The 21,015-nt window shown below is 36.7% G+C and carries 25 protein-coding genes and 1 pseudogene; 8 read left to right on the plus strand and 18 right to left on the minus strand.

All coding sequences use genetic code 11. The features are described from left to right. Positions 1-274: 274 nt before the first annotated feature. The 5 genes from D1Z92_RS15665 to D1Z92_RS15685 all read left to right on the plus strand — a co-directional run bounded on the left by D1Z92_RS15665 (position 275) and on the right by D1Z92_RS15685 (position 4,808). Positions 275-1,546, plus strand: coding sequence for a helix-turn-helix domain-containing protein (locus D1Z92_RS15665; RefSeq protein ID WP_128896624.1), 1,272 nt, complete (start codon positions 275-277; stop codon positions 1,544-1,546). A gap of 705 nt (positions 1,547-2,251) precedes the next feature. Beyond that, the gene (locus D1Z92_RS15670) at positions 2,252-2,740 is read left to right on the plus strand and encodes a sigma-70 family RNA polymerase sigma factor (protein WP_240666778.1); all 489 of its coding nucleotides are present in this window, start codon (positions 2,252-2,254) and stop codon (positions 2,738-2,740) included. Between the two features lie 165 nt (positions 2,741-2,905). Beyond that, entirely contained in the window at positions 2,906-3,727 is an 822-nt protein-coding gene (locus D1Z92_RS15675; protein ID WP_128896626.1) for a phosphodiester glycosidase family protein, read from the plus strand. A 112-nt stretch (positions 3,728-3,839) separates the two neighbouring features. Then, positions 3,840-4,463 carry a hypothetical protein gene (locus tag D1Z92_RS15680; protein WP_128896627.1) on the plus strand — a complete coding sequence of 208 codons (624 nt, stop codon included), beginning with the start codon at positions 3,840-3,842 and terminating at the stop codon, positions 4,461-4,463. Between the two features lie 114 nt (positions 4,464-4,577). Continuing rightward, positions 4,578-4,808 (plus strand): BhlA/UviB family holin-like peptide, encoded by a 231-nt coding sequence (locus D1Z92_RS15685; protein WP_128896628.1) that lies wholly within the window; start codon positions 4,578-4,580, stop codon positions 4,806-4,808. A 183-nt stretch (positions 4,809-4,991) separates the two neighbouring features. Here D1Z92_RS15685 and D1Z92_RS17655 read toward each other — a convergent pair whose 3' ends face one another. Then, the gene (locus D1Z92_RS17655; RefSeq protein WP_240666779.1) at positions 4,992-5,174 is read right to left on the minus strand and encodes an excalibur calcium-binding domain-containing protein; all 183 of its coding nucleotides are present in this window, start codon (positions 5,172-5,174) and stop codon (positions 4,992-4,994) included. Next, a pseudogene (locus D1Z92_RS15690) lies at positions 5,169-5,564 on the minus strand (NucA/NucB deoxyribonuclease domain-containing protein); the annotation flags it as partial. The pseudogene D1Z92_RS15690 and the gene D1Z92_RS17655, both read right to left, overlap by 6 nt. 93 nt (positions 5,565-5,657) lie before the next feature. On the opposite strand from D1Z92_RS15690, the gene D1Z92_RS15695 reads away from it, so the two are divergent. Then, positions 5,658-6,781, plus strand: a protein-coding gene (locus tag D1Z92_RS15695; protein WP_128896630.1) for an IS3 family transposase whose coding sequence is annotated in 2 segments (ribosomal slippage) — positions 5,658-5,907 and positions 5,907-6,781 — 1,125 coding nt in all. Because the reading frame shifts where the segments join, the coding sequence is not laid out codon by codon here. Here D1Z92_RS15695 and D1Z92_RS15700 read toward each other — a convergent pair. The 3 genes from D1Z92_RS15700 to D1Z92_RS15710 all read right to left on the minus strand — a co-directional run bounded on the left by D1Z92_RS15700 (position 6,765) and on the right by D1Z92_RS15710 (position 7,822). After that, positions 6,765-7,031, minus strand: coding sequence for a hypothetical protein (locus D1Z92_RS15700; protein ID WP_128896631.1), 267 nt, complete (start codon positions 7,029-7,031; stop codon positions 6,765-6,767). The genes D1Z92_RS15695 and D1Z92_RS15700 overlap by 17 nt on opposite strands. An 88-nt stretch (positions 7,032-7,119) precedes the next feature. Then, positions 7,120-7,539, minus strand: a complete 420-nt coding sequence (locus tag D1Z92_RS15705; RefSeq protein WP_128896632.1) for a prepilin peptidase — start codon at positions 7,537-7,539, stop codon at positions 7,120-7,122. A 97-nt stretch (positions 7,540-7,636) separates the two neighbouring features. Further along, a complete protein-coding gene (locus tag D1Z92_RS15710) occupies positions 7,637-7,822 on the minus strand; it encodes a hypothetical protein (protein WP_128896633.1) in 186 nt (61 codons plus the stop codon). Between the two features lie 154 nt (positions 7,823-7,976). Here D1Z92_RS15710 and D1Z92_RS15715 point away from each other — a divergent pair, with 154 nt between their 5' ends. Next, positions 7,977-8,192, plus strand: a complete 216-nt coding sequence (locus tag D1Z92_RS15715) for a hypothetical protein (RefSeq protein WP_128896634.1) — start codon at positions 7,977-7,979, stop codon at positions 8,190-8,192. Positions 8,193-8,335: 143 nt separating this feature from the next. Here the strand turns inward: D1Z92_RS15715 and D1Z92_RS17765 are convergent, their stop codons facing one another. Continuing rightward, a complete protein-coding gene (locus tag D1Z92_RS17765; protein WP_306438824.1) occupies positions 8,336-8,416 on the minus strand; it encodes a putative holin-like toxin in 81 nt (26 codons plus the stop codon). Between the two features lie 157 nt (positions 8,417-8,573). Continuing rightward, the gene (locus tag D1Z92_RS15720; protein ID WP_128896635.1) at positions 8,574-9,047 is read right to left on the minus strand and encodes a hypothetical protein; all 474 of its coding nucleotides are present in this window, start codon (positions 9,045-9,047) and stop codon (positions 8,574-8,576) included. Positions 9,048-9,269: 222 nt separating this feature from the next. Between D1Z92_RS15720 and D1Z92_RS15725 the strand changes: the two genes are divergently transcribed. After that, entirely contained in the window at positions 9,270-9,488 is a 219-nt protein-coding gene (locus tag D1Z92_RS15725; RefSeq protein WP_128896636.1) for a hypothetical protein, read from the plus strand. 129 nt (positions 9,489-9,617) lie between these two features. Here D1Z92_RS15725 and D1Z92_RS15730 read toward each other — a convergent pair whose 3' ends face one another. From D1Z92_RS15730 to D1Z92_RS15780, 11 genes are read right to left on the minus strand one after another with little or no spacing between them, the layout of a single operon-like run. Beyond that, a complete protein-coding gene (locus D1Z92_RS15730) occupies positions 9,618-10,070 on the minus strand; it encodes a hypothetical protein (protein ID WP_128896637.1) in 453 nt (150 codons plus the stop codon). Further along, a complete protein-coding gene (locus D1Z92_RS15735) occupies positions 10,071-10,496 on the minus strand; it encodes a hypothetical protein (protein ID WP_128896638.1) in 426 nt (141 codons plus the stop codon). Next, a complete protein-coding gene (locus D1Z92_RS15740) occupies positions 10,496-10,714 on the minus strand; it encodes a hypothetical protein (RefSeq protein ID WP_128896639.1) in 219 nt (72 codons plus the stop codon). The genes D1Z92_RS15735 and D1Z92_RS15740 overlap by 1 nt, the downstream gene beginning before the upstream one ends. 49 nt (positions 10,715-10,763) lie before the next feature. Continuing rightward, positions 10,764-11,639 (minus strand): type II secretion system F family protein, encoded by an 876-nt coding sequence (locus D1Z92_RS15745; RefSeq protein ID WP_164931657.1) that lies wholly within the window; start codon positions 11,637-11,639, stop codon positions 10,764-10,766. A 5-nt stretch (positions 11,640-11,644) separates the two neighbouring features. After that, positions 11,645-12,604 carry a hypothetical protein gene (locus tag D1Z92_RS15750; RefSeq protein ID WP_128896641.1) on the minus strand — a complete coding sequence of 320 codons (960 nt, stop codon included), beginning with the start codon at positions 12,602-12,604 and terminating at the stop codon, positions 11,645-11,647. 12 nt (positions 12,605-12,616) lie between these two features. Then, positions 12,617-13,921, minus strand: a complete 1,305-nt coding sequence (locus D1Z92_RS15755) for an ATPase, T2SS/T4P/T4SS family (protein ID WP_128896642.1) — start codon at positions 13,919-13,921, stop codon at positions 12,617-12,619. Beyond that, positions 13,893-15,236, minus strand: a complete 1,344-nt coding sequence (locus tag D1Z92_RS15760) for a CpaE/TadZ family protein (RefSeq protein WP_128896643.1) — start codon at positions 15,234-15,236, stop codon at positions 13,893-13,895. Before D1Z92_RS15760 ends, D1Z92_RS15755 begins: the two co-directional genes overlap by 29 nt. Beyond that, positions 15,190-15,972: a Flp pilus assembly protein CpaB gene (gene cpaB, locus D1Z92_RS15765; protein WP_128896644.1), complete on the minus strand. Its 783-nt coding sequence runs from the start codon at positions 15,970-15,972 to the stop codon at positions 15,190-15,192. Before cpaB ends, D1Z92_RS15760 begins: the two co-directional genes overlap by 47 nt. A 5-nt stretch (positions 15,973-15,977) precedes the next feature. Further along, positions 15,978-17,129, minus strand: a complete 1,152-nt coding sequence (locus tag D1Z92_RS15770) for a replication-relaxation family protein (protein WP_128896645.1) — start codon at positions 17,127-17,129, stop codon at positions 15,978-15,980. Beyond that, positions 17,104-19,866 carry a type IV secretory system conjugative DNA transfer family protein gene (locus D1Z92_RS15775; protein WP_128896646.1) on the minus strand — a complete coding sequence of 921 codons (2,763 nt, stop codon included), beginning with the start codon at positions 19,864-19,866 and terminating at the stop codon, positions 17,104-17,106. The genes D1Z92_RS15770 and D1Z92_RS15775 overlap by 26 nt, the downstream gene beginning before the upstream one ends. Further along, entirely contained in the window at positions 19,859-21,013 is a 1,155-nt protein-coding gene (locus D1Z92_RS15780) for a M23 family metallopeptidase (RefSeq protein ID WP_164931658.1), read from the minus strand. Before D1Z92_RS15780 ends, D1Z92_RS15775 begins: the two co-directional genes overlap by 8 nt. Positions 21,014-21,015 lie beyond the last annotated feature (2 nt).

The raw sequence follows: 21,015 nt of genomic DNA on the forward strand, positions 1-21,015 counted from the left end.
TCCTTTCTATCTTTTCTTCTTCCTTGTAGCTGCCGTTAAAAAAGGCAATGGAATATACCAGGACTTTGCCGCATGGCTTAGTCCTGGTTATTCGCTTGTCTTTTAGGTAGCGTATGGCTAGGGGATCCAAAACATACTTTGATTTTAAATTAATAGAAATAAGTGAATAAAACAATAACGAATGTTATTTAAGCGACATGAAAGACGATACTTCGACATTGATTTAATGCTATATTAATGGAAATAAGTTTCTTTAAAATAGGGGAGATATAAAATGATAGAAACTATGAAAACATTGGGGGAATTAGTTAAAAGACAGAGAGAAAACCAAAACATCACGCTAGGGCGGCTACAAGAAGAACTAGGGATTAACAAAGGAGTAATAAGCAAGATTGAAAATGGAGACACAAAACGGCCAGAGTTTAAAACGATATTCACTATCGCAGATGCCCTGTCTATCCCTCATGAAAAAATTATAGATAAATACGTAGAAGTAGAAAATCGTCCGGAAGTTTTACATGAATTACTTGTTAAAACCATTACAATAACGGATGATATTAAGCTCATAAAAAAAATAGCTTTATTGTACATTGAATCAGATAAGCATGAAACAGAAGATGCACTATCCTCTTTGTATTCCTACACAAAAACAGTCGAAAATAAAGAGATAAGATTAACACTATACATACAAATCGCTGAATATGCACGACTAAGAGGTATACCACCATTTATCGCTAAAGGATTAGTGGAATCGTACTTCATTCACTTTCAGGACATTACAAGAGATAAAAAGACGTATGCAGAAGGAAAAGAAATTATCCATTACATGGACTTCTTACCAAACGAAACACAACGTGAATTTTATTTTAAAATGTGCAGACAAGCCTTTGCATTAAAGGAATACGAAGAAGCCATTGAACTAACCCAATGTGGGCTATCCATTTCCGGCAAGACATCCGAACTAGAAACCAGAGCATATGGAACCATGATTAATGCTTATTATTTCCTTGAAAAATACGAAGATGTAGAAAAACATTTGCCTAAATTCGAACAATTAGATTATTTTGATAATGTCAAAGAAGTAATTCAAGTGTTGCGAGCAAATATAAAAGCAAAACAAAAAGAATATGATACTGCTATATCCATATTAAAACAGTGTTATATGACAGTTACCGATAAACAAAAAATACATATCATCAACGACTTACTGGACATTTACATGGAACTAAATCGGATAGAAGACATACAACAAATCGTACAAACAGAGAACGAATTTCTACCGACAGAACCTGTTGAACATCATTATGAAGGAATGGGAAAATACTATGTAACCAAGGGTAATTTTAAAATGAAGCATGGTAATGTAAATGAAGCCATACATTGTTATAGTGAAGGGTTAAAAGCGTATATCTATATCCAGCGATATGAAGAAGCTTTAAGCATATATGCTCAAATTATTTCTTCTTGTGTTGAAAATAACTATGAACTCAATGCACCCCAATTGCAGCAAATCAATGAAGCAGCTAAAATGATCAAGAACAAATAAGGAGGATGATCATCATGAAAAAATTATGTGCAACACTTTTATTGTTATCTGTTATAGTTTTTAGTACCACACCACCTATAGGTGACGTTATCGTAACATCTGTCATTCACTTTGACGAAAGATAACATATAAAGCAATAACAAAAACACACGTAGCGATTACATGAAGTAATCCATCGTGTGTTTTTTGGTGTCAATGTAAAAGGAAGAGAAGAGTAAAAACACGTAAAGATGCGTTTTAAAAACTCATCTTTACGTGTTTTTTTATTTTCGTATTTCTATTGATTTTAATAATAAAACAATGCCGTAACAAATATTTTTCCACTGTAATACATAATGACAGCTTGCTCTGCAAGCTTACGGTCACTTTGGGTCATCCTTGCCTTTTCCGGCACATCCTATCATCCTCGCTACCTTGTCAAAAGTTTTCTCGGCATATCCTCGCTTCACTGTGGTATTCCAAAATCCTTTTGACAAGCAAGTTGTACCGTCCAGCAGCCGCAAAAGTCGGCTTAACTGGAACCTTGGTACAACTACGCTATGTAGTATTTCAATATAGCAGCATCCTTATGATACGTCATGACCGGAGGCAAATATACGTGACCTTATTTAAACAAAAAATTATTTAAAAAGGAAAATAAAAGAATAAGTTTACATTTTTTCTTTTAAATTCTTTTTTATATATAGGGGGTGTATAAAAGTGGAAATGTTAAATCTCGTACATGAAAGCAAAACTAGAAATAAAGATTCAATTTTAAAGATCATTCAGGAATATCTACCACTCATCAAAAAGTACAAACGTAAACTACACTACGAAGATGGAGAAAACGATCTGATTGAAAAACTCATTCATATCTTATATGACCTACCAGAATTAAAAGAAGAAGACATAAGTAAATATATTGCAACATCAATAAAACATCAGTATATTTACTTATCAAAAAAATACTATGCCACAAAAAACAAAGAATTCTTAACGAATGAATTTAACCATTATTGTACGATAGAAGACCCGTTACTACTAAAACTAGCAATAGAGCAACTGACCGAAAAGCAAAAAAAAATCATTCTATATAAGTACGTATATGGATACAAAATAAAAGAAATTAGTCACATGATGAAGCTTTCCAGACAAAGCGTATATAAGCACCAAAAACAAGCATATGAAACATTAAAAAAATGGATTTTAAATTAAATTAATAAAAAAGTTTACATTTTTAATAAAGTTTTCTTCTTTATATAGTGAAGAGGAAAAAACCTCTACAACAAAATACATACCCAATAATCCATGAGGGATGCATGGATGAACGGTACATCCTTGTATTTTGAAACAAATTTAAAATAAAAGGAGAATTTTAAAATGGCCTTAGAAGATCACTATTTTAGTCACTTTAAATATACTAAATCAGAAAGCGATGCATTAGTAACTGCATTATATTGCGATCCAGAAGATTTAAATTTGAGGTATCTTCAATATGATGCAATATTTGATAAATCAAGAAGTGGAGTTAATGGGACTTTTTATTCGTATCATGATGAAGAAAAAGACATAGAACCGTATGCTCTAGGAATTTTTATGGAGAATGGTTACAAAGTAAAAAATGGTAGTGATATCAATGGAGTTGATAAAAAAGACAAAAGAAGATATCGGGGTACAATGTACTATCTTAACGGCAAAGTTAACGTTGGTGTTTGTTTTAATATTAAGCAATTAACATATGAACGTGTTAGTTGGGCTGTCGGTGGATTTTCTTTACACTTGGACCAATCGTTAACTGATGAGGAATATCGCAAATCTCTCGAAATTGAAGAGTTAAAAAATGTTGATTCAGGGACTAACACACGCCCCCGTACTTTACTTGGATATGATATTAGTAAGAATAAAATGTTATTAGTAACTGTTTTTAATTATGACGATCCAAAAAATTTTAAAAAAGGCGTAACTATATATGAAGGTAGACAACTTATGAGAAGACTAGGTTGTGATATGGGTATTCATTTAGATGGTGGAGGATCCTCGGCGGTCGTAGTACGTCCCATTGGTGGAGATATACACAAAGGTTTTACTACTGATGGAGGATTAGGAAAAACTGGATTTATGATCGATACAGGAACATCCGAGTCTACACCCCAGGAAAGTAGTACAATATCTGGTTCAACTGATATATGGATTGGGCTATAATAAAACTTTAAAGAAATGAAAGGAGAAAATAATACTTTTTCTCCTTTTTCATAAACCTCTGTTGCTTATTTGTTAATACTCAACTAATATAGAAATAAGTGGAGGTGTTTTTATGAAAAAAATTAATTTATTATTATCATTAATTCTATTCATTACGATAACTGGTTGTGATAATCTTCGTGATGATACGACAGAGGTTAGTAGCTCTACTAACGAGGAAGAAAAAAACAGTATGACAAAATTACAAGAAGAAAACGATAAACTAAAAAAAGAAATTGAGAATTTACAAACTAGAATTGACTCATTAGAAGAAAGTAACTTTCAATTTGAGAATACAATACACGACAAGAAAAAAATTATTATGCCAGATACTGATGAAATTATTTTTGATCAAAAAATACCCTTTGAAATATTAGAAATATTTCAAACCTATATTAATGCTTTAGAAACAAACGACGTGAAATTAATGAATACTATTCTCGCCTATCAACCTCAACCCACCAATCTTTCTTATTTAACAGGATACACAGAAGAATCAATTAAAAATAACAGTAATACTGAATATAAACTAATTTCTTTAAGGGGACCCCACGAAGAAGGTGAGGATACCATTTACGTGCAGGTAGAATTTGAATATGTAACAGAAGACAACGTTATCGAAAGTGTTGGAGGAATATTCACTTTACAATCATTAGAAGCATACAATTATGTTTGGAAAATAGTGAAACAAACATAACCATATAGATTGATATATAGATGAATTTAGTGGTTATTTTGCACCTAATTTATATAGAAGATAATGGAGAGATTTCATCGGCAAGTTAATGCTTCCTAGATGGGAGTGATTATATTGGAAAGCGAACTTATTAAAATAGCCGTCAGCCAAGGTCTTTGGGCAACTTTAGCTGTTGTACTTATACTTTACATCTTAAAAGCACAAGAAAAACGAGATCAAAAACAAGCAGAAAGAGAAACTAAGTACCAAGAAATAATTAAAAACTTATCACATCAATTAAATATTGTAACCGATCTAAAACAGGATATAAAAGATATAAAAAATCATATTATATCTAGTAAATAAAAAGAAATGATATAACAATCATTTCTTTTTTATTTACGAAATTTATGTTTATTTAAATGTTAATATGATTTTACCCACAAAAAAATAACCACCCCAACTAGGAACGGATTATATGTTATAATTTATATACGGGTGAGGAAGCACCTTCCCGTTAGCGTCTCTATACGTATAGGGGTGCTTTTTCTATTTTTCACAGGCTACCCCATCGCCATCTCTGTCCAAACTAGTACTATATCCCGCATCACCTTTATGAAGGGGTGCGGCTCCTGCCGCTTTGGCTTCTGAACAGTTGGCAAAAGGCTGTGTACCTGTTGTTTCCTCTATGACAACTAAATCAACACTATCAGTGTCTACTTCTCCCTCAATTACAAAAAGTACTCTTGCACCATCTTCATATTCAGAGAGTTGGTTTGCCACCCATGAACCAGCACCGCGGTTGTCGGAGGGATCAACGTAGGCCACGCTTGCACCTTGTCCACCTTCCTCGCACATTGCCATCGGCCACTCATCACGGTCATGATCGGCTTTGGTGTCTATGCCCGCAAGGGACTCATCACGGTTTTCATCTGCACCGTCACGGTCAATTGTACATATTTGAGACTCGCCGTTCTCTATTGCTAAGGAAATGTGGGCAGCAGTCTCAGGATACTTGTCGGCAGGAAATTGAAGTGTTACAGGTTCAGATATGCTTACCGATGTTGAAGCTGTCATTGCCTCGCCAATTAAAACGGTTTGTGTGTCATTGTCCCAACCAATTTCTACCCCTAGGGTGGATCGGCTACACTTAGCTAGACAGAAAAATTAAGGTCAAGTAGACTAGAACTAATAATATATGAGGAGCGTTCTACAATGACCAAAAGAACAAGAAGAACATTTACGCCTGAATTCAAACAACAAATGGTGAATCTTTATCAAAGTGGCAAGCCGAGAAAAGACATTATTCAAGAATATGAATTAACTCCATCCGCCTTAGACAAGTGGATTAAACAATCTCAAATCTCTGGTTCATTTAAAGAAAAAGATAATCGGACTCCAGAAGAGCAAGAGTTAATCCAGTTACGCAAAGAATTAAAACACTTACGAATGGAAAATGATATTTTAAAGCAAGCCGCGCTGATAATGGGACGAAAGTAAATGTGATTAAAAGTAATCAACACAGATACTCGATATCAGCAATGTGTAGCGTCCTACAACTACCTAGAGCAACGTATTATTACGAAGTGAAGCAACGTCAAACAAATGACGATAAAATTGTTCCACTTATACAAGAAATCTTTCGAAAAAGTCGGAATAACTACGGCACACGTAAAATCAAAGTAGAGCTGAAAAAGCAAGGCTACATTGTTTCTAGACGGCGAATTGGTCGTATCATGAAACAGCAAGGTTTGGTGTCGACCTATACCGTGGCGCAGTTTAAACCGCACAAAACAACGTGTAATGAAGCGCCTATTGCTAATGAATTAGATCGTAATTTTCAACAAGAACAAGCATGTGCAGTTGTTGTTAGCGATTTAACTTATGTAAGAGTTGAAAATCGCTGGCACTATGTCTGCTTATTAGTGGATCTTTTTAGTCGTGAAATCATAGGTTATAGTGCAGGTCCAAGTAAAGATGCAAAGCTAGTTTGGCGAGCATTTGCAAGCGTCAAGCAGCCTCTTGATCGTATAAAGTTATTTCATACCGATCGAGGCAATGAGTTTAAAAACAAACTGATTGATGAGGCGTTAGAGACCTTTCATATTAAACGATCTTTAAGTGCCAAGGGTTGTCCTTATGATAATGCAGTGGCCGAGGCCACTTACAAGATCTTTAAAACAGAATTTGTAAGGCATTATCATTTTGAAAGTTTAGAAGATTTAAGGGTTCAATTGGCTGACTATGTGCACTGGTATAATCATATTCGAATTCATGGAACATTGGGCTACATGAGCCCTGTTCAATATAAACGAGCTGACCTTAAAAAAGTTGTCTAGTTTTCTGTTGACAATCCAGGGCTTCTCCTGCTGCTCTCACAGGCAAGTATGTAGAACCTTCATATGTGATAGGGTACATTGTGGTTCCGCTCTGATCTTGAGGTGTCCAGTCCTCACCCATAACCTTAAAATTAATGTTTTTGTTTAAATGCGCTTTGATTTCTTCCATATTTGCGCCAGCATATGCGCCAACCGTAAAAATAAGAACAGCGCAAAATATAAAGGATATAGATAATACGTATTTCTTCACTTAAACCACTCCTTTTTTTGATTCAAATCGCTTTTTCATTCTATTATTATATCACGCTATCCCCCTTCTACTTCATTGTTCAATTAACTCACCATCCTATAACAAATACTATAAATGATATGAGAACAAATGGAGCCATAGGAAACGACTTTTGCTTGTTCTTCAAAACCAAAAATATGAGTTGCAATATAAAGATGAAAACTGTAGTGAAAACTAAAATAATAGTTGGGCCCACACCACCTAAAGCAAGCCCTAAAAATAGAAACAATTTCACATCTCCCCCGCCTACTTTATCAGGAGAGAAAAAAAACAATATGGACATACATGCAGCAGGCACTAAACCTAGAACATAAAATCCGATTGGATAAACTGGAGCAACCATGTGCATCAACATCACCACCATAGCACCACCATACACCAACACGTTTGGAATCACTCTTTTTTTTAAATCCGTATACGTGGCTATCATGAGTACACAACATGCCACAATGAAAATAAACGAATACATGTAACCCTTCTCCTTTGATACAAATTCAATATTTTTATAAAATATAAAGATAAAAAATAATGATGAAACTTAACCACCATTTATTATACCAAACTATTTAAATTGTATCATTTTCAAGGTGTAAAAGCATATTTGCTTTATAATTTAAAATAATAATTTCAAGCTCTCTATATTTTTCAGCGACTAAATCATGCTCAGCCCCAAAAAATGAAGTAAGATCCTCAATTTCTTGATATAAGTGTGTAATATGCTCTATTGCGTCTTGATTTAATTCTTCATTCATCCTTATTCCTCCTTCTGTCATCTTCTTTACTATATTATACTACATTTTTAGTTATATTCATATAAAAGTAACTATTTTTCTATTATATTAATTATTAAATTTGATATTTAACTATATTAGTGGTAAGATATAAGTAGATCAAGGAGGGGCAACATTGAGTACTTATAAAACGGTAAACGTGTATCCAGATATAAAAGCAATACTGGATAAATTAAAAAAAGAAACGAAATTCAAAAAAGAAAAATACAACTTTTCTGAAATCATTGCATACATGTATCTCTTCTATGACAAACACTATGAAGATCTAAAGCAATATGAGCATGAAGAGATATTACAAAAAGTGAAAGAACTACTGGCTAAACAATCATGATTAAACATGGTATAATGAGAATATAATAATAAAGACGCACCGTGAGAGGGTGCGCCTAAAGCATTCAATAGATTGCCCATCAATGGGTGATCGGCTTTAGAGATAAGCGTGACCGCCTGAGTCTCCTATAGCTCAAGGGCGGTCTATTTCTTTAAGTAGTTTAACAACGCCAGGATGAACATGCCAAACATGAACATCAAACTTAACGCTTGAAAAACTTCCATCGGCCTCACCCCCTTTTCATGGAGTGAGCCAACCACCCTTGATAGCCGTTATACTATTGAACACATCTATATTATACCACAAAATAACTTTTAAATATATAAAAATAACTATTTTATATTAAAAAATAGTTATTTTTTCATTTTGTTTTATGTTCATTTAATTCATATAGTATTCATGCTCAATCACACCGTATGTATCCTGCTCATCCTCAATTTTGTAAAAATATAAAGCGCAGGAAGTTGTCATTGCATCATCACATTGAGAAGTATAGCGATGTTGTTTCATACTATCCTCCGTAGCCCTTTCAAAAGAAGGATCCGCATTCGGAATATGCAAACCATCTAATTGTTCCTTATTGACCCACATAGAAGGATATACTTTTCCCATATCACAATACCGATCTTTTACATTGTTATATTCACATAACTTACATAACAATATCCAATCCTCCATCGATATCAATGCAAATGAAATCGTAAATGGTTCATGTCCTTCCCTTAAAAAAGGATGAAACGTTACCTCTTCTACACCGTTTGAACAATCATCTAACCAATCACTTAAAGGATTAGGATTATATGCTCCATCATGATAAGGAGTCATTCCTTTTTTGTAGTATTCTATACCTTTCATCTTTCCGTCACTCCTACATTTTTATTTATTTTTTTCTTTTGGAAAGCGAAGCGTGATATTCCAGAAGGAGTTTTTCCTTTTTGCTAAGGCGAACGCAAAATAAGCATAGATACATCGTCAAGGTGAAAAAACTTCCTTGATCTACGACTCAGCACAACATCTTTTTTGCGCTTTTGAAAAAAGATGTTTGCCCTTGACGGTGGATCTAGCCCTCTTAGGTTTGTGCCGGAAAGGTTCGGGTGTCCTAACGGCACAGACCTTAGAGGGCTTGCTTGTTTTACGATTCGCGGTGCAAAAGGGAAAAATACTTTCAATCCGAAGGCAGCGGTAGCTGCCAACCATGCCCTTACGCTTCTTTTTAAAAAAGCAGCAGCCGCCAGGCTACTGCTTCCTTTTATCTTTCTTACTTGTTATCTCTTTATCTTTTTTTCTTCCTTGTAGCTGCCGTGAAGAAAGGGAATGGAATATACCAGGACTTTTCCGAATGGATTAGTCCTGGTTATTCGCTTTCCTTTTAGGCTGCGGACAGCTAGGGGATCCAACTAGTTTGAATTGGATTAAGCCATATCATCACGAAGAAGAAGGAGAAAAACCACTCGACACACTGAGAATAGGAATCTCAATCTCATTCGGCAAAAACATCATATCGACTTCCACTACACCTAACACCACCGCAGAAGGACGATCTACTGTAAACACCACTTCTTGATTATTTAACGGATTTTGCACCTTCACTTCTTCTTCTTTAAACACATTCACAACCTCAAAGGAAGTAATCGAAACATTTTGAATGCGACCACTGAGCAAATTTTGCTCTAAATAATCCATAAACCTTGCTTTCGCAGCACCTTCTTGTAATTGTAAATCTGGCGTTTCTTCATACACAACCGGATTAGCAGCTACATTCATACTTCTATCAAAAGCCCCTTGAATTTCTGCTTTCAACACATATAACTCCCCACCTACAACAAGCAACGAAAGCAACGCAACAAACAATAAGGTCTTACCAAAATAGGAAAGCATCTACCTAACCACCTTTTCCGAAACACCAACCGCCTTCGTTCGAATCGGCAAAGTAACCACAGACCATCCCACATCTTGATTCTCAAAAAATAACTTACCAAACTTAAAATCATATTCAATCTGTAACTCATACGTATCCCCTCGATTCACGGGATAACCAGTAGCCACTACCTTCACGTCATCTAAATCAACCAACCCATTCATATTCTCTGTAATAATCTCTTCTACTTCACTCGTGTACCCTCCGTGAATGGCCATTGCTCGATTCGCTTGTAAAATTGTATTGGAAAAATCTAACCGGAGATAAAAGTACATGGAGAAAAAAACTAAAGAAACAAGGAAAATCACAAACAGCAGCGTGTAAAAAATACCTGTAAGGGTCGTCTCACCGCGTTGACAGCGGTGAAACGTTTGTAACCTACTCATCACGGATTAACTTTATCGATATCAGAAGAAACTCTACCTTCTAACGCAGTAATGGCAAGAATCAACGCAGAAGCAATGACAATGGCTCCTAAACCGAAAATAGCTGTCCACGCTACATTTCCTAACCAATCCCCTCTTTGATCTTCATGCAACTGTTTGATCTTTTCCTTTGCGCTCCACTTCATATTTAACCCTTTAACCACCATTTTTTGCATCATGTTAACATCTCTCCTTTGATTTTAATTATACTAAACTATTGAAATTGTATCAATAGTTTGTAATTTGATATACATTTAATAACAAGGGAACTAAAACAAACATCAGTGCAGCAATGACAAACAACATCTTAGGAAATAAAATTTGAAACGGTTTTTTCTTAATCGCTAGAACGGCTGCTGCCTTCCGTTCTAAACGCATACTACGAGATAAATCTTGCATCGACTTCGTTGAATCTGAACCCATTTGCATATGATTTAAAATCGTATTATAAAACAAATGGGACTCCTTCGTCTTCAACTCATCACAAAACCGCTGTAACGCTTCTTGATCGGACAACACTTGCATTTCTGCGTATAATCGAACCAATTGATGACGAAACGATTGAGGAAACAACGGGATAACCCGTTTGACAATATCTCTTGGAGTAAACCCCGAATGTAAAAAAATTTGAAAATAATGAACGAGATACAAAAATTGCTTCTCTACCTTTCTCTCTTTTTTCTTGATTAACCACCGTAACAATACGGTAGGAAAAACAAATAGCAATAACAATAGGAGAAAAAAACTAGCCCATCCTAGCATCATCAACGTCACGGAATCAAGCGAAAACAAAATAGGGCTTAACAATTGAAACGTAAAAACACCCGTAAAAACGGTAAAAAAGAACTGAAAGACTAAAAATCGTTTCCCGTTTAAACCAAGTGGACGTTGTAATGCCGATAATTGCTCATCATACCGCTCCACTTGACGATTTTTAGGTACGTAATCTTCTTGAAATCGCTGATAATACCGCTGTACATACCCTCTAATTTCCTTCACTCGCTGATCATAAAACGAAAATGAAATACGAAGCGATGAAAACACCGCAATCAACAAAAAACAGGACGTAGCAACTAAACTAAAAGCAACAACATAAGCAAACAAAGGCATCACTCCATATCAAAATTAAACATTGAAGGTAACATTAAAATCGCAACCATTACCATCGTCACACCGATAGAAATAATCTGATTCGCCCAAGGTGTAGCTAATATCTCTATCACCTTCTCCGGCGAAAAAACAAAATAGGCAGGGAGTATCACGATAGCAATGATGGCCAGCACCACACTCTCAATTTTATGTTTGTTCATTTCTTCTTTTAACATCTCTTGAATGTCTCTTTCATCCTCATAGATAGCATCAATCATCGTTAACTCTTGATACACATCCACACCTAATGATTCCGAGATCTTAAAAATATTAAGAAACAAACGAAAATTCGGATCATGTACCTGCTTGATCATATTTTCAATCGCATAATCAAAAGAAATACGCTCACGCTCTTTTAAAAACTGTTGGAACAACAATTGATAAGAAGGTGGAAAATAATCTAAACTATACAACACACTGTGCATCATATCCCCAGACGTTTTATACACATGCGACACTTGACTCACTACCTCTTTGGATAGTACTTTGTATTGAAACTGCAATCGCTTATACCGCCATTGCAGGATCATCCATGGTAGAAACAAAAACCCTACAGGCAACACCATGATAAGCCATGCATTGCCTATCATCCAACCGATGAGTAATCCAAACACAGCCATAAAAAAGGACAATGCTAAAAAATAATATCCATTCAATTTCAACCCACTATGTGCAATGACCATTTTCACATACTGAAAGGCACGAATCTCATGTTCCGCATTATACTGCTCCGTAATGCGCTCCACTTCACTATTAGCATCTTTCATACGATGATGCATCATGGATCTCATCTGTACATACCGTTCATCCAACCCAAGCTTAAACCGTTTGAGCGAGCGATAGATATCTTGCTGAATAAAAAACAATACCACCGCAATCAAAGACAAACCAATACAAACATAACCGATTGTAAACGTCATCGTTTCACCATCCTACTCATAGACCACACCGTTTTCTTCCATCTTTTCTTGGATCCGTTCATGTAAACCATGTTCGGTACGAATATGCCCATTTGATGGCGTATATCGGAATACATCTTGCAGTACAAAATCACCGTTCTCTACACCGCAAACTTGTGTAATCGCTGCAACTCTTCGTCTCCCATCCCTACGATCCCTTTTCACTGTAATCACCTGTTCTACCGATTCTGCAATCCTTCGCATAATAAAATGCTCTGAAAGATTTGGATACTCTGCCGCAATCATATTCACACCACGATACAAACCAGCTTTTGCATTGTTAGAGTGCAGCGTGGCCATCGTTCCTGGTTGTCCAATCGCCATCGCATCCAGCGTAATATCAAACGTATTGTTCTCTAATATCTCCCCGATAATAACGATATCCACATCACTACGCAGCGATCCAGTTCGCAAAATATCGTAGGCACTCCCTTTCATATTTTCCTTCAGCACCGTTCGATATTGAAAAGCACGTACATGACGTTTCACTTTCTCAAGCTTCAATTCCAGTGTGTCTTCTATCGTATCAATCCGTAACCCATCAGGAATAAACGTACCTAACAACCGTACAATTTCCGTTTTCCCCGTCCCTCCACCGCCCACAATCAATGTATTCACCCTTGATTGCACACTTTTTTCTAAATACGATGCCATTGCTTTAGAAAACGTCCCTTTTTCTATATGCTGCGCTAACGTCAAAAACCCTTCACGATGTTTCCGAATAGAAATGGTGGTTCCTTTAGTTGCAATGGGATCAATCATCACATTAAACCGCGTCCCATCTGCCAGATATCCATTTTCAATCGGCTTCACATAGTTGACACTTCGCTCTTGTCCGCTATGCGTTTCACTCATTTTTCGTAGCATTTTTTTAGCTAACTCAGCCACTTCATCTTTCGAAGCAAATTGAATCGCCGATGCATACAACATCCCATCTTTCCGATAAGACACATGTCCAGCATCATTGATGTGGATGTCTGTAACCCCTTCGGTATAATATAAATCCGTAATCTGACCGAACTCACACATTTGTTGTAAAATATGCTGCACCACATCTTGCTGTTCCAGATGAGTTAATCGATGCGCATGAAAATGTTGAATCACTAACGTTTGAATAATCGATTCTAACTCTTCCCTCACTTCGTTCCTCTGCAAGTTTTTTTGCAACACATCCACATGATCCCTTGTCAGCTGTTCTTTCACTAAACTAATTTCACTTGTAAAAGTAGAAAAACGACCTTCTGATTTATCATTGTGATGTTTGACTAGCTGTATCATGTGCTACCTCCTTCCGTTTTAAAAAAGAAAACAACGAAAAACGTTTCTTTTCTTTAATCTCTGCTGGATAAATGGCCTGACATATTTGAATAAACGCTTCCTCTACTTGTTCATGTACTTCCACCAACGACTTTCCTTTATACACCGCCTGAATTTGCTGTTCATAACAGTGCGGAATACTAGCAATAGGTGTCGTATCCAATTGATCTTCTACTTTCATTGTTTCATCTGATTTAAAAAATTGTTCCAATAACTTAGGTGTAAATTTAGCATCATCCCATGCATGATTCACAATGATCCTTTTCGCTTTTTGCTTGAGTGCTGGTTGCTGTGCAAGCTGCAATCGTTGCTTTTGAAAATGCATATTATGCGAAAAATCATAATCGACTACACAATACATACTAGAAGCAGCTTTTAACACATACTCATTAGGTTCTCGATGCGTATCCATTAACACAATGTGAAATTGTTCTTTTAGCAACTCAATAATCCGCCGTAAATGATGCTCTCCTAGCAGCTCCAAAAATTCAGGACTAGAAAAGCGACCATCGAAAATTTTTAAATTTGCATATTTCGGATGCGTAATCAAGTAGGATTGTAATGCTTCGGCATGGAAACGTTCTCCGTCAATCTGTTGACATACCTGTTCAAACGTCATGCTATTCGGCTTTACGTTCAATCTCGTATTGATAGTGGGTTTCAGAAAATCAAAATCACACAACACAATATCTACATCCGGATGGAGCTGCGCCATTTTGACGGCTGTATTTTGCGCAACAAAACTTTTTCCTGTCGCACTCGGCGCATAAAAAGCAACGCAAGATTGTTTCTGTGGCACATACACCACACTTTCTTTTAATACCTCTCTTACGGCTTCGTCCAATTGTACATCCTCATCCGGCACTTCTAATAATTCATAACGTTTAACTTGTATATAGTCTCGAGGCTTGTTGACGAGCTGTTCTAACTCATTTAAATTTAATTCACTAGATACAAAATCATACACCTGCGTTTGCACTAAAAACCGTAAAAACTCATCTAATGCCTCTTCCTTCGCAGTATAAATATAAATCATTCTCGTCCCTGGGAAACGTCTTCTAAACTCCTGTATGAACGCTTGCCGTGATAACCCTTCCTCCATATGAGCAATACCATCGGCAATAATGAGGATATGTGGTTTATATTGCTCTGTCTTTTTTAGCACATCATCTTTGGATAACCCTGTTGCCACAACTTCAATATAGGCTTTTGTTTCTTCTGCTAAAACATCATCGATCTGAGGCTCCCCCGTTGCTAACATCGCGGTTTGCTTCATTTCTCTCACCCCCACTAAGATCTATTGTGTCTATCGCTTCGATGCTGTACGATGCAGCCCCAGCTATGGAACTAGGATCTAAAACAACCTTCACCTTTCCACTTTCTTCTGCAAGTGAAATGGCCACACTTTGTTCTTGTGACACACGTAACACCAGTTCCAATGGATACTCTCGTTCTGCTGTAGCATTCGTATTGATAAATTGTATACCGCTCTCACTCCCTTCTTTTGATTCACTTAATCCCGTTTTTGTTCTCAAATCTAATACTTCCACATGCTGATATAAAGGCTTGGCTACTTTGAGCTGATCTTGCGTTTCATGTACCCAGATCAAATCTACAAACTGCCCTGCTTTTACAACGCCACCAATCGATTCTGCATTATCTACCGTAATAGAAACAATGCGTTCTCCTTCCTTCACGTCATACCCCACACTTTTGTTTACCCTTCCATCATGTAATTTCACCTTCAAAAAGGATTCATGTTGATAAATTGGCACAGTCGTATACTGTCCGATCATGGCATCATCTACTAACGTGCCATCCATAAGATAATGCGACTTCTTTTTCTCCTTTGTGACCATCTCTTTCGTTATTTTCGTATTTTCAGGAATATCTACCTTGGCCACATAAATATCAATTTCATGTAACCGCTTGGTGTTCTCGATATAAATGAGCAGCGTACCTATCATGCCAATCGCTATAGCAACCACAATAATGATCCATTTCTTTTTCAAATGATTTACCCTCCCCTAAAAGCATCTAAAATGGAATACGTCGTAAAGGTTTCCTTCTCTGCATCTTGCGCATTCACGAAGATTTCAGCTAATGGTGTTTCCTTCATCTGATCCAACGTAGTAAACAACCACGAAATGCTATTTATTTTTTGTTTTTTCTTAACCGATCTCGCTAACTCAAGCATTCTTTTTTCCGATGTCGTTGCTACTAACACGATAGGAAAAAACGCAAACTGTGCTTTCCACTTCATTGTCTTTGCATACGCTTCATAACGTGGAACCTTTTCCGCAAAATCGTGTAACTTCATCGTGTTTCGATCCACTTCAAGAAAAAAAGGACGTTCTTTTTCTTGATACATAAGGGACATTAATCCATCTGGATTAAACCGCAAAGATTGATAATTGGCTTGTACTTTTTCTGTGATCAAATATTCTGCAATCGTCTCTTTCACATGAAACCCATCTTTTTGCACCTGTCTATAGGCTAAAAAAACATTGTTAATTTCCACCGTATGATATACCGTATGCATCATAATTTCATTATGCTGCGGTGTCCATCCTAGTTGATTAATGTTGATGTTTTCATGGTGAGCAACTAAATGGGATCCAACTTCGCCTAGCATGTAGTGATTTTCCATCGATCCGATAAATTCATTCGGTATAGGCTGGAAAGACTCTAAAATATGATTATCTACAAGCTTTTTACATCGCTCCCGGACTTGTCTTAAAGCCGACTTTGATGTATAAAAACCCATCGCATGCAGCTGTGAAGTGGTTAAAATTCGATGATGATAGACCGCCATTAATATGTTCAGATCCACTTCTCTAAACCATTTTTCACGTAGCACGAGTGAAGCCAGCATTTTAGGATCATCTACTTTATTTTTAAAGTGATATTTTTCATGCAAGAAATGACGAATATCTTCTTTGCTCCATTCATTCACATCACTTTTAGGATGTGCAATAGATCCCCACCGATGATGCGTCAAACGAAACACATCTCCTGATTTTCCTTTGGATATGACAAAACCTTTATTCCCAAAATAATTACGTAAATATTTAGGAATGGCCAATTCCTCACATATATCTATCATTTCTTGTGGCATGGCAAAGCGAGTATGACGATGTATTTTACGATTCTGTATTGTTTTGGCCATTAACACCCACTTCCTTTCCAAAACCAAAACCTATGATTTCCTCTTCTTCCGTTTGATCTTCCTCTTGCACGTCCTGTTCTTGCTCCTGTCCTTCATCATGTTGTACGACTTCATCTGTTGCGATGAGGTCTGTTTCTTCCTCTATCGGTATCAACATGTCATCGTCCTCATCCTCTTTTAAAATCGGCGCACTCTCTATCTCTTCTTCTTCAACACTAACAAACCGGTTGTACCTTTCTTCTATCTCTTGAATCGCTTCCTCTCCGGCGAAAAATTGTTTTCTGGAATGCTCAATGACTTGCTTGGCAATTTTTTTGTCATAACGATAAAGCGGCGGCAGCGTGAATAACGAAAAAGGTTCATGTTCATAATCATCTACACACAACTTCACAATACATTGATACTTTTCTAACGAGGTTAAATCACTGGCCGTAAACCGTGGGGATACGGAACTCGAAAAAAACTCCGCATCGCTTTCCCCAACATTGAAGTAAATCTTCGTTCGACTCAGTTGATACACCCCTTCCTTTACCTTTTCATCATCAAACTGTGAACGATATTGATGACCAGCAACCATCCGCAAACCATACTTCCTAAGCTCCGCTAACATATCTGCGACGGATTCAGAAACATAGTTTTGCAATTCATCTACGAATAAAGTAATTTTGGGTCTTTCCTCTTTGACGGGCATCGTAAACTCTCTTTCTTGCGTTGTCAGATACACGTAAGAAATGAGTAAAGATCCTAAGAAACGTGAGTTTTCTTCTCCGATTGACCCTTTAGCTAGATTCACTACGATGTTCTTTTTCCTTGCAAACAAATCTGCTAAATCGACAGTAGACTTACTTTGACATAAGATGTTCCGAGCTAAGAAATTACCGGTTATCCTCCGTAATTTATTTAGTGGTGCGTTTGTCGCTTGATTCCTAAACGATGGGGACAGTTCTTCAAACTCATTTCTCCAGTACCCACGAACAACAAAATTGTCTAAATTTTGTAAATACGTTGCTCTAAATTCCTCTGACATAATTGCGAGCATGACTTCCAATATGGAACTATGCTCAGACACCATGGCTAAATCTACAGCATTCCGTAAAATGTCTTCGGTTGATGCTCCCCAAGCATCTTTAAATTCCTTTTTCAACACACCGATAAACTGTTCTTGCATGAGTGACATGTTAGCCCCTCTAAAAACACGCTTATCTAACATATTTAAACTTGGTGGGAAATCATAATCGGCAAAGTTGAGGTAATACGTATGTTCAATTTCTTCCTCTGAAACCGACCCTATAATACTCTTCGCCATATCACCTGTAGGATCAATAATCATGGAAGAACCTACTTTGGGCTGGCTTCGTACTTGTTGTAAATACAAATTTTCTAATAGCTGCGATTTCCCTGTACCTTGTTTTCCGCATACATAGATACTTTTGTTGAGATCCTCTTCTTTAATCCCGATTCGTTCCTTTTTTCCTCTGTATCTCGATTCTCCGAATACATTTTGTTCTCTCGTTGCTTCCACAGGTGGTGGCTGCTGCTTGGATTTAATCCGTTTGATGTTTGGTGTTAGCACATCTTTATTGGGCAAATGAAACAGCGAAGCCAGCTCATCTGTAGAAAGTAAGTTGTTCGTTGAATGCATAAACATGATTCTTCGTTTCGTAAGAAAAGATAATAGAAAAGGAAACCATACAATATACTTTCTTCGCATTTGATTTTCCGCATCTAACTGTTGTAACGCATTGGTTACATCCGATAGTTTTTTTCGACGATTACTACCATGTTGCTCTTGATCTTTAGTAATAATGCGAATATCTACGGTAAAGCCATGCTGCGTGATCTTTCCACTCATCGCCTTTTGCTCTTTCAGCTCTACTTGTCCTTGTTTTTGATTGTCTTTCAGCGAATCTATCGTTTCGATTTCTCGCTTTTGGCTTTGCTTTCTGTCTTTATACGTAGAACTAACAAAAAGAAGTTGTAATACAAACAACACCATCCGAAAAGGGAGAAAGATCACATTTTTTACGATACCGAAAAGGAAATTAGTATTTTTCGGTATTTGAGCAGTCGCTTCATAATGTCGTAAAATACGTCTGCCGCGATATTGCCACCAGAAATTTCGCTTTGGTCTACACATCACTTGCAAGGTGACAGCTTGATCAGGATCAAGCTTCGTCATACTGGATGTAATCGTACTAAGTGGATCTTGTGTCCAGTCTTTAAATGTTTGAATAGAAAAGACATAATGCTTCGATAAGTTCATTTTCGTGACAGAACGATGTGCATTATATTGCTGCATATAATCTTGTTTCGATCCAACAGCAAACATTTGACTTTCTGCATCTTTATATACCGAATGAATAACCTTCTCTACTTTTTCTGTATATCTCTGTTGCACCACCACATTAAACGTAATTTCTTTTTCTTCTGCATGAATTTCAAACGCATACCAAGGCTGAACACGAAAGAGACGAAAATACCAAGGATAATTGTTCCAAATAGCTTTGAGTGCGATATTCATTTGATGCGGCTCGTTTTCATTGTCTTTCGGTAGGATAAAACGTATGATATTCATCGTTTGACTTTCTCGGTACATGATCACATACTGTGACCCTTTCCAGCAGCCATAGAAAATCAAGACCATAGCAACTACGGTATATACATACCATTGATAAGTAAGATAAAACGACAACATAAAATGAAACATCTCGACTATCTTTTCTTGCGGTCTAATCACCCTGGTCACCTTCTTCCTCATCGTCATCATCATCGTCTTCTTCTGGTGGTTCCGTGGGATATAACGTTTTTGTAAAACTGTCTGTAAACCCATTCCCATCTGTAATGGAAAGCTTGATTTGATATCTCCCTTCCGATGATAACGAAAGCGAAAAATCATCGCTGCTGTACGTTGTTTTTGAGCCGCCGGGTGTAATCACACGATAATGATATTCCAGATCTACGGTATCATCATGATCTGAGCGATCATATATATGTACCGTATTTCCAACTTCTTCTGTACCTGATACATAAAAATCTGCTTCCGGATAAATGTAATTTCGCTTCGCCCACTCCGCCGGGTCATTTCGTTCATAGTAGTAATCAAACTCTTCCCACACTTCTAACATGAAAAATGGATCTGTATGCTCCCCTTCCACAAAAATCATGAAATGCAAATGAGGGCCTGTTGAATTTCCAGTGCTACCTACAAAGCCAACAATGTCTTTTAAATCAACTACTTTCCCTAGTTCTATATGCGGTCCAAATTCGCTAAGATGTGCATAATAATATTTAATCTCTGGATGCTCTAAATCTTGTAAGGTAACCGCATTTCCTCCTGCACCTACGGTGTTTATTTTGACCACTTCCGACCTGGTGACAGGAAATAACGTCAGACCTTGATTACCGCTTATATCCACACCATTATGGGGTTTCGTCCATAAATCATTTTCCACCCCATACGTATCTTGCATAAAGTAACTATCAAATACATGTAGAGGAAACCGATGCTCAAAGAAGAAAGGCTCAAAAAACGCTTTAAATTCCTCTGCACTTTTGATGACCGAAAATGCCTTGATTTTTGAATCTAGTAATATACTTAATGCGCCTTGTGTATTCCCTTCCTGTTCTTTGTAATATTGAATGTTATCTGCTGCTGTTTTGATTTTGTAAGTATCCACATCTTCTGCATCATTTTTCTGATACGTATAAGCCATCAATATTGACCAATCTATATCTCTTGACTTCGCTTCGTAATAAAAAACAGGAATATATTTGGCTTCTAAGCCTTCTGTTGGATCACTAAAGAGCATAAAAATGAAAATAATGAGTAAAAACAATAGAAGGAGTGGGAGTACAATCAAAATGAATTTAATAGATAACAACATAT

This window comes from Longirhabdus pacifica, from assembly GCF_004115085.1.
Lineage (GTDB): Bacteria > Bacillota > Bacilli > Paenibacillales > DSM-105158 > Longirhabdus > Longirhabdus pacifica.

Excerpts from the sequence above, each read along its gene's own strand:
- D1Z92_RS15750 (WP_128896641.1), bottom strand. The coding sequence starts at position 12,604 with ATGACGTTTACAATCGGTTATGTTTGTATTGGTTTGTCTTTGATTGCG.
- D1Z92_RS15760 (WP_128896643.1), bottom strand. The coding sequence starts at position 15,236 with ATGAAGCAAACCGCGATGTTAGCAACGGGGGAGCCTCAGATCGATGAT.
- D1Z92_RS15730 (WP_128896637.1), bottom strand. The coding sequence starts at position 10,070 with ATGCTTTCCTATTTTGGTAAGACCTTATTGTTTGTTGCGTTGCTTTCG.
- D1Z92_RS15665 (WP_128896624.1), top strand. The coding sequence starts at position 275 with ATGATAGAAACTATGAAAACATTGGGGGAATTAGTTAAAAGACAGAGA.
- D1Z92_RS15705 (WP_128896632.1), bottom strand. The coding sequence starts at position 7,539 with ATGTATTCGTTTATTTTCATTGTGGCATGTTGTGTACTCATGATAGCC.
- D1Z92_RS15720 (WP_128896635.1), bottom strand. The coding sequence starts at position 9,047 with ATGAAAGGTATAGAATACTACAAAAAAGGAATGACTCCTTATCATGAT.
- D1Z92_RS15755 (WP_128896642.1), bottom strand. The coding sequence starts at position 13,921 with ATGATACAGCTAGTCAAACATCACAATGATAAATCAGAAGGTCGTTTT.
- D1Z92_RS15780 (WP_164931658.1), bottom strand. The coding sequence starts at position 21,013 with ATGTTGTTATCTATTAAATTCATTTTGATTGTACTCCCACTCCTTCTA.
- D1Z92_RS15675 (WP_128896626.1), top strand. The coding sequence starts at position 2,906 with ATGGCCTTAGAAGATCACTATTTTAGTCACTTTAAATATACTAAATCA.
- D1Z92_RS15740 (WP_128896639.1), bottom strand. The coding sequence starts at position 10,714 with ATGATGCAAAAAATGGTGGTTAAAGGGTTAAATATGAAGTGGAGCGCA.
- D1Z92_RS15770 (WP_128896645.1), bottom strand. The coding sequence starts at position 17,129 with ATGGCCAAAACAATACAGAATCGTAAAATACATCGTCATACTCGCTTT.
- D1Z92_RS15735 (WP_128896638.1), bottom strand. The coding sequence starts at position 10,496 with ATGAGTAGGTTACAAACGTTTCACCGCTGTCAACGCGGTGAGACGACC.
- D1Z92_RS15710 (WP_128896633.1), bottom strand. The coding sequence starts at position 7,822 with ATGAATGAAGAATTAAATCAAGACGCAATAGAGCATATTACACACTTA.
- D1Z92_RS15670 (WP_240666778.1), top strand. The coding sequence starts at position 2,252 with ATGTTAAATCTCGTACATGAAAGCAAAACTAGAAATAAAGATTCAATT.
- D1Z92_RS17765 (WP_306438824.1), bottom strand. The coding sequence starts at position 8,416 with ATGGAAGTTTTTCAAGCGTTAAGTTTGATGTTCATGTTTGGCATGTTC.
- D1Z92_RS15680 (WP_128896627.1), top strand. The coding sequence starts at position 3,840 with ATGAAAAAAATTAATTTATTATTATCATTAATTCTATTCATTACGATA.